This window comes from Cylindrospermopsis curvispora GIHE-G1, from assembly GCF_014489415.1.
Taxonomy (GTDB): domain Bacteria; phylum Cyanobacteriota; class Cyanobacteriia; order Cyanobacteriales; family Nostocaceae; genus Raphidiopsis; species Raphidiopsis curvispora_A.
The window spans coordinates 369,062-384,575 of record NZ_CP060822.1 but is presented as its reverse complement, the minus strand read 5'-3'; the positions used below and the strand labels follow the sequence as shown (position 1 = coordinate 384,575).

Genomic DNA, 15,514 nt, shown 5'->3' with positions numbered 1-15,514 from the left:
CTAATCTTCGTCCCAGGTTTCTACTGCTAATAGATCCCCTATGGGATCTTGCATACTAAAACCAAAGTCTAGTAGCTCTTGTTTCCAATATTTCCATTCGTCAGCATATAAAAAGGCAATCTTCCATATACTGTCGCTAGGCTTGATAATATTCGATTCTACTAATGATTGAACATTACGCTGCAATTTCACCATGTGGTGAATCACTTGTTGAGTCATAACCAGGATTGTGTTCAGATTTTATTGAAATAAATGCTCAGTTAAAACTGTGCAACATTTGACCTTTTCGAATTTATACAAAGCTGTTTAAAGCCATGCACGTAATTGGAAAAGTGTAGCTTGGGTTTTTGTTACTAGCAAGTTTGTCTTAGGATTGATGATTACCGGTGTTTGAGCTTTCTTGCTTGGGGTAGACAGAGATTTGTTGAGGAGTCCACGGAGGACTGTCTTAGACTGATTTGAACAACTTGTGCTAATCTTGCTAGGGATTTGTTTTAGCATTGTGGTTGCTTTTAGCAGTCATTTAACAGATAGTTTCAGGGTTAATTCCTGATAACTAACGCCCCATTGTAAACTATCCTATTATTTTAGTCAAGAGGAAGATGATCCACTGTTGGCGATTTTCCTACCGTGCAACATTTAACTTTTGGTTTTAACTCCCATAGTATATCATACAAAATTCCCACAAATTTAGAATCTTTAGCTTTTGTACGGTAATTACTACCACCAGCTATCAATTATCAACCTAGCTAGGATAGCAATTACTTATAATCGATTACAAATATTTTAATTACATTAAAGGGAGAGCCAGAACGCCTAGTCAGCACTTAATTTTGCTTATCAACACTGTACTAAGCTTTCTGGCTCAAGTTATAATTTATGTCATTATTTCATCGCGGTCATATTTTTTGTATCATCACATTTGGCTTGGGTAGAATCCAGAATGGGAACAACAACAGGGTGAACTTGCTGCACTTGTTCAGTTTGACAGGCAACAGATTGGGTTTGTCCGGTTGCTGACAAGATCGTTACTCCACCACTAAACCCTTTGAGGGAGTTAGGGTCCTTAGTACTTGCTGTAAGGTTGGTAGTAGTACCACTCCCTCCAATAGTGTAATTGTAAAAATCTGTGGATGTGGGAATGGTAATTGATAACTGGTTAAGAGTGGTAGCAAACCCGGTATTTTCTAGCCTGTATAGGGTTTGGGCTTTGTTAAAGGAACTGACATAGGTTTTAGCCTCCGATTCCTTAGCTTTGTTAGCTTGGTTTAAAAAAGAGGGCAAGGCGATCGCGGACAGTATACCAATAATGACAATAACCACTAGTAGTTCTAGCAGAGTAAAACCTTGAGCTGTTTTGTCCCTAATCAGGATATACTGTAGTAGTCTAACCTGGAATTTGGTTTTCATGGTAGCTTGTTGGTAATATCATTCTGATTTATTTATACCAAAAATCAAAGGGAATGTGGGTAATTTTCGGTTATTGAAGCCAAGGAAAAGTTGATGATATGGAATGATATTATCAATGGTTCACATAACCGTTAAAATTTAAGTTTACTTTTGATATAAGAGGTTAGGCACAGGCATTATTCTGTTATACTATATTCAGTAGAGTGTAGTCAATATGACGTGGGATAAAAATATGACCAAGTTGACAGTAGAAACCGTAGAAAATGTAGTGATTATTGGTTCTGGGCCAGCTGGATATACAGCAGCTATTTATGCTGGGAGAGCCAATTTAAAACCGATTGTGTTTGAAGGGTTTGCAACAGGTGGTTTACCTGGTGGTCAACTAATGAGTGCGATTCGTTGATCTGAAATCAATCTTGGTTATGAGTGCAAATAATAGCTATAAAATAGCTATAACTTGCATAAGTGGGTGGGTAGAATTAAATATAAGATGAACAAATAATTGTGCCTCCCTACTTAATGGATAATTAGATTGAGGGATAGGTCACTGGGTGGAACAAACCCAGATAACTTAATCTTCGTGAAGGTGAACCTGAACATTGTTGAATATCAGGTAATTCCTTCCCCCAAGGTGCATGGGTGAAAGCATATCCCCCATTGGAGAGACTAGCCATCAAACTAATGAAGCGGGGATAAACGGAGGTAACCTATAGAATCCGACTGGGAATCCCTTCTAGCACAGTTAGTCATGAACAGACCTAGGGGTCAAACTTTCGACAGAACCATCGTAATGACCAATAAGCCAACGCGGATTAGGCTTTTCCTAAAATAGGAATGGTGAAAAGGGTTGGAAAATTCATTATTTGCAACCTTGCACCCTGGAAGTAACCCGGTGGAGAGAGAGGTTCTAAAACTAACGCCAAACGAAGATTAGGAACGAAGTAACCTCTATGTGAGCTCTTGAGTTGAGGTCGAAAACTTGAGTAGGTGCTAACCGCAAGCAACATAGTGGGAGGGATTGTCTAAGAAGCATTGGCCTTTGGGAAAGCCAAAGGATAAGCTGACGTAGACACGATGGGTTGGAATGTATGGTTTTAAGTAGCAGTAAAAATGTCCAAGGCCGAAAATAACTTGAGGATGGAATGGAAAAACAACGGTCCAGTTCCTGGGGAAATGGAGTCAGATGTAAACTGGCAAGAAATTCCCTGGAAAAAACTGGAACGTCATGTTTTTAAGCTGCAAAAGAGAATATACAAAGCCTCGCAGCGTGGGGATGTCAAAACGGTTCATAAGCTCCAGAAGCTGTTAATTAAATCTTGGTCAGCAAGATGTATTGCTGTGAAGGGGGTATTTCCACAAAACCAGGGTGCTAAATCTTTCTCTCCTGAACAAAAACTGGTTTTGGCCAGGCAACTCTCTGTCATTGCCAAATCACTACTGGTCAGGAAGAATCTTTCTTTGGTTGTGTTTACTATATACAATCAGGCTCTGACTTTGCTTATTAGTATGGCTATGAGTCCAGAATGGGATGCAAAGTTCAATTTGGGTTTACATGAGGGTAATTCTGATATTTCTTGTTACAATGCTATTAAGTCTATTCACAGGGAAGTGGTAAAAAAACCTAAGTATGTTTTAGCTGGTGAGTTGGAAGAAAGTTTCCAGGGGGTTAACTCTGAATATTTCCTCAAGGAGCTTAATACTTTTCCATTGCTGGGGAAACAAATTAAGTTATGGTTGAAGTTGGGTGTTCTCAATCATCAACAACTATTGTTCCCAAGGGAAAGAACTACTATATGCTCCCTATCATCTCTTCTACTGGGTGTAGCTTTGGGGGAATTACAACGGAGGATAGATGGGATCTTAATTGGTCTAATGGCTGATTCTAATCAACCCAAAACTACTGCTTTTAACTCTAATGTAATTAATGTAATTCCCCATTTTGTTAAGCACCAAGGTGGATTTGTGCTGGTACATCAGGAATTGGCAGTGATTATTTCTTGTGAGCGCATTATCACCCAATGGCTATCAGAAGTGGGTTTAAAGTTAAAAGCGGAAGGGTTAAAAATCTCCCACAGTCTCTATGATTATCAGGGAAATGTGGGTTGTAACTTTTTGGGGTTTTATATTAGACAGTTTGTCAGACAAAGGAATTCACATGGTCAACCTTTGACTGATGGATCTAACTATAATACTTTGATTACTGTTAGTCAACAAAGCCTAAAAGAACATACTAAGTCCTTAGGAGCGATTATTGACCAGCACCGATCTGCTAAACAATCGGTGCTGATCAGTAAGCTTAATCCCTTAATTGAACGCTGGACAAAATACTACTCTCCCCTAATCAGCGATCGCATTTTTAGCAAGGTGGATTTTGAGTTGCACTCAAAATTAAGAGCTTGGTCACGACGAAGACACAACCAAAAAGGCAAGAGATGGATTAGTAAAAGATACTGGTCAATCACCAAGGGAGAGGGTTGGAGATTTGGTCACCAGAACTCGGAGGGTAAAACCTACGAACTGATGAAGCACCAACATATCCACCAAGATTTGAAATTAAGAAGATCTGGAAGCACATCTATAGAGAATATTCATCCCCAGGTAAAAGCTGTTAAAAACGGTATGCTAGGTAGACAAGACAAGTCCCACCCCATTGAGGAGCCGTGTGAATTGAAAAATTCATGCACGGTTTTGAAGACGAGTTAGAAGGGTGACCTTTTGGCTTAGTTTAACCAACCACGGAAGTGGAAAATTTTCCGGGATTTCCCCAGGGAATAACGGGACCAGAGTTAATGACTAATATGAAAGCCCAAGCGGAACGCTGGGGGGCAGAATTGTACACAGAGGATGTGATATCCGTTAATTTGAGTCAGCGTCCTTTTATTGTTCGTTCTTCAGAAAGGGAGGTAAAAACCCATGGTTTAATTATTGCGACTGGTGCAACTGCTAAACGTCTGGGTTTACCCAGTGAGGAGCAGTTTTGGAGTCGGGGAATTTCTGCTTGTGCCATTTGTGATGGTGCAACTCCTATTTTTCGCGGTCAAGAGTTGGTGGTGATTGGTGCTGGCGATTCTGCAGCGGAAGAAGCTGTTTACCTAACCAAGTATGGCTCTGTAGTCCATTTATTGGTGCGTTCTGATAAGATGCGTGCTTCTAAAGCCATGCAAGATCGGGTTTTAACTAATTCTAAGATTAAGGTTCACTGGCACACAGAAGCGTTAGACGTAATCGGTAAGGAGCAAATGGTGGGGGTGCAAGTGCGTAACAACTACACAGGGGAAGAAAATACCATTCCTGCTAGGGGTTTATTTTACGCCATAGGACATAAACCAAATACAGAGCTGTTTCGGGGACAATTAGAGCTAGATGAGGTAGGTTACATTGTCACCAGACATGGAAGTGTGGAAACTAGTGTGGAGGGCGTATTTGCTGCTGGTGATGTTCAAGACCATGAATTTCGTCAAGCGATCACCGCTGCGGGTACTGGTTGTCAAGCAGCGCTGTTAGCGGAAAGATGGTTATCATCAGGGGGTTTAATTCAGGAATTCCATCAAACCCAATCGGAACCAACTCCAGAATCCACAACACAACCCCAGGAAGAAATTCCCCCAACCGAGTTCAATCTACAGAAAACACGCCATCATGGTGGTTATGCTCTCAGGAAACTATTCCACGAAAGCGATCGCCTGTTAGTGGTAAAGTATGTTGCTCCTGGTTGTGGTCCTTGTCATACCCTTAAACCCATACTTAACAAGGTGGTGGATGAGTTTGATGGGAGGATACATTTTGTGGAAATTGATATTGATGAGGATCAGGACATTGCCCAAAATGCTGGAATTGTGGGTACACCGACGGTGCAAGTTTTTAAAAACAAGGAGTTGATTCAAGAATGGAAGGGTGTAAAACCCAAGGGGGAGTATCGTCAGGTAATTGCGGGTAATTTGTAGGTGCAACTGATTTTGTTTGTGGTAAGTGGGTGGGTGGGATTAAATATAAGATGAACGTACTACAAATAATTGTGCCTCCCTACTTAATGGTTGATTGGTTGTGAGTTAAAATCAATTGACCACTTCCCCAATTTGCATTATGCAGATCAAAAAACGACGAATACCCTCTTTTTTAAACTTTGCTCAGTCCAATCTCTCTGGCAAACTCATGCTCCTAGGGTTGATAATTACCCTATTTTTCGTCTTACTGGCTTTTATGGCACCAGTTTGGCAAAATTGGGGGTGGTTATCTGACCCTAAAGAACTTTTGACCAATCCCATTCATCAACCCCCCTCGGGAAAATATTGGTTTGGCACTAGTCGCTTGGGTTATGATGTTTTCTCCCGTACCATTTTTGGCGCTCAAGCAGCATTACAAGTGGTCATATTAGCTACAGGGTTGAGTATGGTAGTGGGCGTACCCCTGGGAATGGTTAGTGGTTATCTAGGTGGCAAATTAGATAAGACCCTGCTATTTCTCATGGACAGCATTTACACCCTACCCGGACTTCTACTTTCTGTTACCCTGGCATTTGTGGTGGGTAGGGGAATCTTAAATGCGGCGATCGCCATTAGCATAGCCTACATCCCCCAATATTATCGGGTTGTCCGTAATCATACGGTGAGTGTGAAAACGGAAGTATATATCGAAGCTGCCCAAGCTATGGGTGCTTCTACTTGGACTGTGTTATCTCGATATTTATTTTTAAATGTGATTCAGAGTGTTCCTGTGCTATTCACTCTTAATGCAGCAGATGCCATATTAGTTCTGGGTGGTTTGGGCTTTTTGGGTTTAGGACTACCAGAAGAAGTACCAGAGTGGGGATACGATTTACGACAAGCTTTAGAAGCTTTGCCCACCGGTATTTGGTGGACTACCCTTTTCCCTGGGTTAGCTATGACTATTATGGTGGTAGGTTTATCACTACTGGGTGAGGGATTAAATGAACTGATCCATCCGCGAATGCGGAAGGGGAAATAAGAATCCCGGTATGATTTTACCAATCATTGAGCAAAAGACGACTGTTATTATCAATATAAGTGGGATCACCAGTGTGACTAATGGCTCCATATTTTTCAATGTAAGACCGCACTTCTGGGGGAAAAGTGGGATATTCCAAGATTCCATCTCCATCTGCTATGGTGGCCCAAAATTCTCGTAACTCGGGAGCTAACTTTTGAGCTTGATTTAAGGGTAAGTTCAAGGGGGGTAGGGTTAATAGTTTGATCACAAAGGGAAAGGAGCGATCGCCCATCCATTGTCTGGATGATTGTTGTAAATCGGGAAATTGGGGTACTGATTGGACTCGATGGGAGAATATTTGTAGCCATTCTCTCCCTACATGGTCTCGTTCATATTCTAATATTCTATAGGGATGGGGATAACTCACAAGGGAACCGGTGGTAATATCATAAACCCCATGAGCGTGGGCTATGTCTTGTACGTGTAAATGTCCTGTAAATACCAGTTTCACTCCATGTTTACCTAACAGGTTTACCAGTTCCCTGGCGTTCTCTAACATGTAACGATTAGCCATGGGATGACTTGCCTGATTTGGTAAATGCTCAACAACATTGTGATGAATCATGACCAAAACTAATTCATCCTTGATTTTTGCCAATTCTGACTCTAACCATTGAAATTGTTTCGGGTCTAAAAGTCCTATCTGTTTACCATCGGAGTCAAAGGTGTTAGAGTTTAACCCAATTAGTCTCACACCTGGCAATATTTGACGGTTATAATAACAATGTTCTGGGTGATCATAGCCAAATTTATGGTAATAATAGGGAAACTCTACAAAGCCAATAGATTGGTGATTGGCTAACAATACAGGGACATCATGATTACCAGGGACAACATAGCTGGGAAATGGTAACTCTAGTAATCTTTTGGTCAACCAGGCGTGATTTTCTGGTTCACCATGTTGGGTGAGGTCTCCCGGGAGTAAAAGAAAGTCCAGATCCAGTTGGGTCAGATGTGCTAAGACAATTTCCAAAGCGGGGATACTTACTTCCACCAGGTGGAACCGATCAGGATGATCCCATATGGTGTGGGGTAGAGCAATGTGCAAATCGCTAACTATGGCAAAGCGAAATTTCATATCTGTTGATTTAAAAAAATGTTAAAACCACTTATCTGTTTAATTTAAAATGTACATTAAATTAGACTAGTCTTTGGAGGTGGAAATTTTGCCTTTGATTCGGGTGCGTCAGCACGTTAACCCTCTAGCCAGAAAGTTTCAAACTCCTATTGATCCACCAATATGGGAACAGGTTTTTTCTCAAACAAACCAACCTCTACACATGGATATTGGCTCGGGACGAGGTAGGTTTTTATTACAAATGGCTCAAAGAGAATTAAACTGGAATTTTTTGGGTTTAGAAATTAGAGAACCTCTGGTGATGGAAGCTAACAGACTAGCTAATCAATTAGATTGGCAAAATTTACATTATTTATTTTGTAATGTGAATAATTCCCTAGAGCCAATTTTGTCCAGTTTGCCAACGGGAGTTCTACAACGGGTAACTATCCAATTCCCCGACCCTTGGTTTAAATCCCGTCATGCTAAACGTCGTGTGGTACAACCCCAATTGGTGGCACACTTGGCTAATTACTTGGTTGTGGGTGGAGAAGTGTTTATACAATCTGATCAACATTTTCTAGCTACTCAAATGTGCGATCGCCTGCAAGAACACCCAGCATTTACTAGGGTATTTAACGGGGTGGGCGAATGGTTATCAGAAAACCCCCTAGTCCCCACAGAACGGGAAATAGCTACCCAGAATAAGGGTGAACCCATTTACCGCGCTTTGTTTGTTAAGAGATAGCTGGGCCAGCACCCATTTTTACCTATCAACTCTTTTATGGTGTTCTGGTTAAAGGTTTTAAATATACTTCCTCATTCTCTAAGGATTCACAAAACACTGTAATTGTTGAACTTTGAATCAATCCCTCACTGTTTAAACTAAAAATCTGATGACGATAGTAGGCATAAACGTCAAATAACCCACCGACAAAACCAAAGGTCAGACCAATGATTAACAATCCATGGAGGGGACTACCAGTGCCAAAGGTAGCTAAAAAATGCAGTATGTCATTGGGTATGTCCTGAGTCACTCCATGCAAAATAGGGATGAGTCCAAACAAACATAGACAGGACAATAAAAAACCAACAAATAATATTGGAGCTATAAAACTCAATACTATAGCTAGTAAAACTGAGCGGAGAAAGTTAGTAAAAACCATCATTTCAGGCCATCTCCAAGATTAAGACGACGACAGACCAAAACCTGCACGTCAATTTCTACAATAGGGGCGATCGCGACGAAAATACGGATTTGTCAAAAATCTTAAATCTTAATTAAAATAAAGATAAAAATTACCATCTGGTGCAGGGTGAGTTTTGAGTAACCTCAAGTGGTAAAACCCTTGATATACATGGGTTTGGTTAGTTAATTGCATTTGGATGTGTTGTACCAGGTTAAAAATTAAGATATATTAAGATATAATTAGTGAGAAAGTCCTTAACCAAAGTTAATATAGTTATCAAAATGGTCAGGAGAAAAAAGCGAGAAGTTTCGCTATTCTTAGAAGAGTCACCGAGTTAGATAGAAGACATTGAGCCAGACTATATCTAAATCCAGTTTAGGACTATGGGGTCAAAGACTGGTGGAGGCCATTTTTTTAGGGGGACAAGTGACACTGCACTTGCTCAGGGGAAAAATTCATCGTCGTAACACACTAGAGCAACTAGCGGTGGTGGGACCGGATTCCCTATTTATAGCCTTACTAACGGCGATTTTCGTGGGTGCAGTATTTACAATTCAGGTAGCGCGAGAGTTTATCAACTTTGGTGCTGGGAATTTGGTAGGGGGGGTATTAGCAGTAGCTTTAACCCGAGAATTATCACCCGTACTCACAGCAGTTATTTTAGCGGGTAGAGTAGGTTCTGCATTTGCGGCAGAAATTGGTACTATGCGGGTTACAGAACAAATAGATGCTCTATTAATGTTAAAGACTGATCCTATTGATTTTTTAGTCATACCTCGTCTTTTAGCCTGTTTATTAATGCTACCAATTTTGACCCTGTTATCTCTGGTTACTGGAATGTGGGGGGGATTGATAATTGCTACCAATCTTTACAATCTTTCGGATACGGTATTTTTAGACTCAGCGCGTAACTTTCTAGATCTCCGAGATATAATTAGTGCCATGATTAAAGCAGCATGTTTTGGGGTTTTAATCGCCATAATTGGTTGCAGCTGGGGTTTAACCACTACAGGGGGAGCTAAGGGTGTGGGACAGTCGACCACCACAGCAGTGGTTACTGCTCTGTTAGTGATTTTCATCAGCAATTTCTTTTTATCATGGTTGATGTTTCAGGGAGCGGGTAATCCATCTATTAGACCTTAATTAAGTACGGAGGCACAATTATTTGTAGGATGGGTTAACCCATGCGGGCGTTTCATACTTCAACCCAACCTACATTCATCTTATATTTAATTCCACCTACCCACTTATTTCACCTACAACTCTCAAAAATTATGACAAATTATCCCTTATCTAGTAGTTTATCTACCACGGAACTCAAAGCCAGTTACAATATTCCTCTGGTATTAGTAATTAGTTCCATTCCCCTCTTGGTGGTTCAACCTTTATTGGGTGGTGCGATCGCCCTATTCGGATTATTTCTGATGTTTCAAGCTGTGTCGTTGCGGTTTTTATTTACCGGGAATGACTTTGATATTTACCGAGGTGAGAAATTAATTAGGAGATTTCCTTATAGGGAGTGGCAAAGTTGGCGAATTTTTTGGCATAGGGTGCCAATTTTGTTTTATTTTAGAGAAATCAAAAGTATCCATTTTTTGCCAATTTTATTTGACCCTAGAACCCTGAAATCCTGTTTAGAAAGATTGCAAGCTGAGGGCAAAATACCCTAAGTAGGGATGCACAATTATTTGTAGGATGGGTTAACCCATGCGGGCGTTGGGTTTCCTACTTCAACCCAACCTACGTTCATCTTATATTTAATTCCACCCACCCACTTATCCACGAATTGTTTTTAAAAGCAGTTGTGGTCTAATTCTAAAATATATTATTTCCCTTTGTAAATATGAAACATTCATCGTTACCCTCAAACCATAGCCTGAAAAAAAGCCCCAATTGGCAGTTACTTATTTTAAGTAATGGTCACGGAGAGGATATAATTGCAGGAAGGATTATCGAGGAACTAAGAAAGCTCCCCTCACCTCCCGATATTTTTGCCTTACCAATAGTAGGAGAAGGTCATACATATCAAAGTTTAAATATACCCCGTATTGGTGATGTAAAAACCATGCCTTCAGGTGGTTTTATCTATATGGATAAAAGTCAACTAGTGCAGGATATCCAAAGTGGTCTAATTCAACTGACTTGGAAGCAACTTCAAGCAGTTCGTACCTGGGTAAAATGTCAAAGAAAATTGGGCAATCACCAAGGGATTGTGGCGGTGGGTGATATCATACCTCTATTATTTGCCACCATCAGCGGTGCTAATTATGCTTTTGTGGGAACTGCAAAATCAGAATATTATGTGCGGGATAAAACCAGTTTACTCAGGAGAAATTCCCAAAAATCTTGGTGGGAAAACTTCTCTGGTTCCATTTACCACCCCTGGGAAAGATGGTTGATGAGTCGTCGTCGCTGTCGTGCAGTGTTCCCTCGAGATACCCTAACAACGGAAATTTTAAGAAGGTGGCCTATCCCAGCTTTTGATGCAGGAAATCCCATGATGGATGGTTTGGAACCTTCTTCTAATACACCCCAATTTCTAGATTCTAATCTCCAAAAATCAGAAAGCTATTACCCCCTCATTGTTACTTTGCTCCCCGGTTCCCGCACTGGTGAAGCATATAATAATTGGGAAATGATTATGGTGGCTATATCCGGTTTAATGGAGAGTTTTCACGGGCGAAAAATTATTTTTCTCGGTGCGATCGCCCCCGGTTTAGACCAGGCAATTTTATCTGAAAGTTTAAAAATTCAAGGTTGGGAAAATCATCATTCATCCCCCATTGCTATTAGGGATCCTCATGCTCTAGTTTTTAAACAAAGAAATGCCTATTTACTACTAACACAAACAGCTTATAATGACTGTTTACACTGGGCACATTTAGCCATTGCTATGGCGGGTACCGCTACAGAGCAATTTGTAGGACTGGGAAAACCTGTAATTGCTTTTCCAGGTAAAGGTCCCCAATATAATCCCAATTTTGCTGAAGCTCAAAGTCGTCTTTTAGGAGTTTCTTTAATATTAGTAGATCACCCCAGAGAAGTTCCCAAAACTGTGTCAAATCTGTTCCAAAATCCTGACTTTTTCCAAGAAATTGCTACAAATGGATGGGAACGTATGGGGAAACCAGGAGCAGCAAGACGCATTGCTGAATGTTTAGAAGTGAGATTGGGTTCACCCAACCAATCCTGAACGTAGAGCCCGCACAGCAGCTTGAGTTCTATCATCCGCACAGAGCTTATTCAAGATATTGCGAACATGGGTTTTTACCGTTCCCACCGTAATGTAGAGTTTCTCTGCTATTTGTCCGTTGCTACAACCATCCACTATTAATTCCAAAATTTCTAACTCCCGTTGGGTGAGGGGAGAGCTTTCTAACACCTGTTCATACTCTATGGCTAAACCCTCTATTTTTACCATTTTTGGCTTATCCGTACTCCCCGCTTCCCCCGGTGACTGGACACGCATTTTTCTTAAAACTACACTAGCGATCGCTGGATCGATCCAAGAATTTCCCGCATAAGTAGCATTTATAGCTTCTGTTAATTTATTAATGCTGGTCTCTTTCATGTAATAGGAGTCTGCCCCCGCTGCAAAAGCAGCTAGAACTGATTCTTCCGTACTATCCATGGTCAAAACCAGAATTTTGGTATTGTCCTGTCCGTTTTCACCCTGATGGCGCTTAAACTTACGAGTTAATTCTATCCCATCCATATCAGGTAAACCGATATCGACCACTGCCACATCGGGTTTAGTAGTTTCTAAAAGTTTTAGTCCCTGAGTTGCATTTGCTGCTTCACCGATTACCTTCAACCCCGGGTGGGACTGGATGACAGTCTTTAAACCCATTCTAGTTAAATCATGGTCTTCTATTAAAATAATGCTAATTTCACTCATTGTCGTACCAAATTATCATAATTATCTAATTGTCGTGGAAATTTACCCATTAGGTCAAAGTCCTTGTGTATCTAACATCCCCAGGGGAATCTTAGATGATATATATTGTAAATTACATCTATCTTAGGGAAGAGTAAAAATATAACCAGGGATATATGCCAAAATTTCCGGGATATGAAATACTGATGCGAACACGAAATAATGTCGGTATAACTGAGTCCGGTAAACTGGTCGTGTTAACACGGAAAACTGGTCTATGTGGAAATTAAACAAATATATGTAAACGGGGAGAAAAAATTGGAGGTAGTCAATATCAATCAAATACTCTATTTTTTCCCTCTGCTACTCAATAGGGGAAATGGAAACCAATGGAAGAGAGGCTGAAAATTTTGGTTGTGGATGAGGATCACTTAGCACGTAAGGTATTTCGTTTGGTAGTAAACGAAACCAGGTTATCCTTGGAATTATGGGAGATCAGTGACAGCAAGAATGTTTTTTGTGTCCTAGAAAGTGCTAAATTCGATTGTATTTTTCTTGGTTCTCCTTTGGTGGATCGAACTTTGAACCTAATTGACAAATTACATTCCTCCCAGAATAAAGTCCCCCTGGTGATTCTCACAAGTCCAGGAGAAGAGAAAACCGCTCTCAATTTATTACATAACGGTGCTACAGACTATTTGAATAAATCCAGTCTCACTCCAGAAGTTTTATCTATAACATTGCGAAATGCAATTCGCTTACACCAGTCCGAGATTAAAGCCCAGTTAGCCTATGGGCAGCTTAAAGAAAGCCATGAAAAGTTAATTCGTAGTAATGAGGAATTAGAGAGACAACGACAACAAATTCAATTACAGAATTTAAAACTCTTAGAAGTATCAAGATTGAAATCACAATTTTTGTCAACCATATCTCATGAGTTGCGAACTCCCATGAATGCCATAATTGGGTTTGCCCAAATTCTACTGCGTCCTAAATTTAGTCAGCTAAGTAGTGTACAGACAGATATTTTAAAACGCATTCTGAATAATGCCAAGGATTTGTCGATGTTACTGAATGAAGTTTTAGACTTTTCTAAGATTGATTCTGGTGGACTAGCATTAAAACCAGAAATTTTCGATCTATCTAAGATGGTTAATCATACTGTGGGTGAAATCCGCTCTTTAGTGGAAGCCAAGAAATTATCTTTATCTGTAGAAATAGATTTGGAAAATACTCTTGTGTTTAATGATCCTATCAGAGTGCGTCAGATTTTAATTAACTTGCTTTCAAATGCCATTAAGTTTACAGAGAGCGGGTGTGTTTGGGTTAGAGTTACCGAACTCAGTAAAAGTCGCATAGCTATTTCTATTAGGGATACTGGAATTGGTATTTCCAGTCAAGATTGTGAACATATTTTTGAAGCATTTAGACAAGTAGATCAAGGTATGAGTCGTAAGTATCCAGGGACTGGACTGGGTTTAGCAATTATTGATTCATTAGTGAAAATCATGGGAGGAAAAATAATATTGGAAAGTCAATTAGCAGTAGGTTCACTATTTAGAGTTGAATTACCAAGACAAGTTAGTGTAAATTTACTTAGTGAAGAAAAACTGGGCTATTTGGAGAAAAAAGGTCACAGCATGTCAGTTCCAGAAAAATGGAGGGCCAGATATTAGTTTTTTACTTGTCCGGGGAGCGTCAATAAACAACTAAGTGGGTGGGTGGAATTAAATATAGGATGAACGTAGGTTGGGTTGAAGTATGAAACCCAACACCCCCCGTTCCTCAACCCATCCTACAAATAATTGTGCCTCCCTACTTACCAATTAAACTAAATTTACTCAGGTGGATAGGGTATGTCAGTTAGCAAGAGTGATCAAGTTGCGCGTATTCTTGTGGTCGATGATATAAGAGATAATTTAATTTTAGTCCAAACCCTATTAGAGAGTGAAGGGTATGCAATTGATTCAGTTTCTGATGGAGCAACAGCTTTACAAAAAACTGTCCAATCACCTCCAGACCTAATTCTTTTGGATGTAATGATGCCAGAAATGGATGGTTATGAAGTAACCCGCACAATTCGTAGCTATACTAATATTGACTACGTTCCTATTTTACTGATCACAGCTTTTGATCAATCTAGTGTGGTGGAAGGATTAGATGCGGGTGCAGATGATTTTATTCGTAAACCATTTGATACCAATGAGTTATTGGCAAGAGTCCGCTGCTTACTGAGACTGAAACACAGCATTGATGAACAACAAAAAATGAGCCGACAACGAGAAGATTTTGTCTCGCGACTAACTCACGATTTGCGCACTCCTTTATTAGCAGCAGATCGTATGTTAGACCTGTTTCAAAAGGAGACCTTTGGTCAAATTCCTCCTGAAATGAAACAAGCGATCGCCATGATGATTCGCAGTAACCAGAACCTGCTAGAAATGGTAAATAATCTTCTAGAGGTGTATCGGTTTGATGCTGATAAGAAGTTTTTAAATGTGCAAGAATGTGATCTGCATGAAATAGCCCAGGAAGTAGTTAATGAATTAACTCCATTGGCTATGGAAAAAAACCTAACTCTGAAATTAGAAACCCGTTTAGAAGAACAAAACCTGGTTTTAGGGGATAGACTAGAATTAGGTCGGGTTCTCAACAATTTAATTGGCAATGCCATCAAATTTACTGATCACGGGACTGTGGAAGTAAGGATTTTTGAAAAATCCCGCCACAAAAATATGGCACAGGTTATTATTCAGATATCGGACACTGGCTATGGTATTGCACCGGAAGATCAAACTATTATTTTTGAGAGATTTCGTCAAGGCAAAAACAAAAGATCTGGTAGTGGTTTAGGACTGCATCTTTCCCAACGGATTATTGAAGCACATGGGGGTAAAATAGAGCTATATTCACAATTGGGTAAAGGTAGTACATTCACTATCAAACTACCAAAGGTAGTTTTGTAGGATGGGT

Annotated in this window: 13 protein-coding genes and 2 pseudogenes; 10 read left to right on the top strand and 5 right to left on the bottom strand. The window is 40.2% G+C overall.

From position 1 onward, the window contains the following. Complete coding sequence (locus tag IAR63_RS01845) at positions 1–219, bottom strand: DUF4327 family protein (RefSeq protein WP_040010333.1); 219 nt, start codon at positions 217–219, stop codon at positions 1–3. Between the two features lie 666 nt (positions 220–885). Beyond that, positions 886–1,410: a type IV pilin protein gene (locus IAR63_RS01840; protein WP_187706378.1), complete on the bottom strand. Its 525-nt coding sequence runs from the start codon at positions 1,408–1,410 to the stop codon at positions 886–888. Between the two features lie 241 nt (positions 1,411–1,651). Between IAR63_RS01840 and IAR63_RS01835 the strand changes: the two are divergent. The 4 genes and pseudogenes from IAR63_RS01835 to IAR63_RS01820 all read left to right on the top strand — a co-directional run. Continuing rightward, positions 1,652–1,801 (top strand): annotated as a pseudogene (locus IAR63_RS01835) (FAD-dependent oxidoreductase); the annotation flags it as partial. Between the two features lie 719 nt (positions 1,802–2,520). Then, positions 2,521–4,113: a reverse transcriptase N-terminal domain-containing protein gene (locus tag IAR63_RS01830; protein ID WP_187706376.1), complete on the top strand. Its 1,593-nt coding sequence runs from the start codon at positions 2,521–2,523 to the stop codon at positions 4,111–4,113. A 29-nt stretch (positions 4,114–4,142) separates the two neighbouring features. After that, positions 4,143–5,354, top strand: a pseudogene (locus IAR63_RS01825) (FAD-dependent oxidoreductase); the annotation flags it as partial. Positions 5,355–5,493: 139 nt separating this feature from the next. Next, entirely contained in the window at positions 5,494–6,375 is an 882-nt protein-coding gene (locus tag IAR63_RS01820) for an ABC transporter permease (protein WP_187706375.1), read from the top strand. Between the two features lie 16 nt (positions 6,376–6,391). Here IAR63_RS01820 and IAR63_RS01815 read toward each other — a convergent pair whose 3' ends face one another. Next, on the bottom strand, positions 6,392–7,495 hold the full coding sequence (locus IAR63_RS01815) for a metallophosphoesterase family protein (protein ID WP_187706374.1): 1,104 nt from the start codon (positions 7,493–7,495) through the stop codon (positions 6,392–6,394). Between the two features lie 88 nt (positions 7,496–7,583). On the opposite strand from IAR63_RS01815, the gene trmB reads away from it, so the two are divergent. After that, entirely contained in the window at positions 7,584–8,222 is a 639-nt protein-coding gene (gene trmB / locus IAR63_RS01810; protein ID WP_187706373.1) for a tRNA (guanosine(46)-N7)-methyltransferase TrmB, read from the top strand. A gap of 34 nt (positions 8,223–8,256) precedes the next feature. Here the strand turns inward: trmB and IAR63_RS01805 are convergent, their stop codons facing one another. Continuing rightward, positions 8,257–8,643 (bottom strand): hypothetical protein, encoded by a 387-nt coding sequence (locus IAR63_RS01805; RefSeq protein WP_187706372.1) that lies wholly within the window; start codon positions 8,641–8,643, stop codon positions 8,257–8,259. Positions 8,644–9,012: 369 nt separating this feature from the next. Between IAR63_RS01805 and IAR63_RS01800 the strand changes: the two genes are divergently transcribed. The 3 genes from IAR63_RS01800 to IAR63_RS01790 all read left to right on the top strand — a co-directional run bounded on the left by IAR63_RS01800 (position 9,013) and on the right by IAR63_RS01790 (position 11,857). After that, entirely contained in the window at positions 9,013–9,807 is a 795-nt protein-coding gene (locus IAR63_RS01800; protein WP_187706371.1) for an MlaE family lipid ABC transporter permease subunit, read from the top strand. Positions 9,808–9,938: 131 nt separating this feature from the next. Beyond that, entirely contained in the window at positions 9,939–10,334 is a 396-nt protein-coding gene (locus tag IAR63_RS01795; protein ID WP_187706370.1) for a DUF3119 family protein, read from the top strand. Positions 10,335–10,507: 173 nt separating this feature from the next. Then, entirely contained in the window at positions 10,508–11,857 is a 1,350-nt protein-coding gene (locus IAR63_RS01790) for a lipid-A-disaccharide synthase-related protein (protein ID WP_187706369.1), read from the top strand. Here IAR63_RS01790 and IAR63_RS01785 read toward each other — a convergent pair. Then, the gene (locus IAR63_RS01785; protein ID WP_187706368.1) at positions 11,840–12,562 is read right to left on the bottom strand and encodes a response regulator; all 723 of its coding nucleotides are present in this window, start codon (positions 12,560–12,562) and stop codon (positions 11,840–11,842) included. The genes IAR63_RS01790 and IAR63_RS01785 overlap by 18 nt on opposite strands. A gap of 368 nt (positions 12,563–12,930) precedes the next feature. On the opposite strand from IAR63_RS01785, the gene IAR63_RS01780 reads away from it, so the two are divergent. Together IAR63_RS01780 and IAR63_RS01775 are read left to right on the top strand one after the other, a co-directional pair. After that, the gene (locus IAR63_RS01780) at positions 12,931–14,217 is read left to right on the top strand and encodes an ATP-binding response regulator (RefSeq protein WP_187706367.1); all 1,287 of its coding nucleotides are present in this window, start codon (positions 12,931–12,933) and stop codon (positions 14,215–14,217) included. A 180-nt stretch (positions 14,218–14,397) separates the two neighbouring features. Beyond that, on the top strand, positions 14,398–15,507 hold the full coding sequence (locus tag IAR63_RS01775; protein ID WP_187706366.1) for a hybrid sensor histidine kinase/response regulator: 1,110 nt from the start codon (positions 14,398–14,400) through the stop codon (positions 15,505–15,507). The last annotated feature ends 7 nt before the right edge of the window (positions 15,508–15,514 follow it).